The sequence below is a fragment of the Paraburkholderia sp. UYCP14C genome (assembly GCF_004197395.1).
GTDB lineage: Bacteria > Pseudomonadota > Gammaproteobacteria > Burkholderiales > Burkholderiaceae > Paraburkholderia.
The window spans coordinates 1-224 of record NZ_SELS01000415.1 but is presented as its reverse complement, the minus strand read 5'-3'; the positions used below and the strand labels follow the sequence as shown (position 1 = coordinate 224).

The 224-nt window shown below is 62.1% G+C and carries 1 pseudogene; it reads left to right on the top strand.

From position 1 onward, the window contains the following. A pseudogene (locus EVC45_RS45365) lies at nt 1-224 on the top strand (integrase); the annotation flags it as partial.

Below are 224 nucleotides of genomic sequence, written 5' to 3'. Positions count from 1 at the left end.
GCGGAGACAGCGCGCCGCGTGCGCGGCCGCATCAAGGCGATTCTCGATGCGGAAACGGTGTTAGGTCACCGCACGGGCAGCAACCCGGCGCGCTATGTTGACCATCTTCAACTGGTGTTGCCACGGTCGAAGAAGCGCGCACAGATAAAACATCACGCGGCACTTTCTTGGGAAGAACTGCCAGCCTTTGTCCATGACCTGGAGCAACGTCCCCGGCGTGCCGC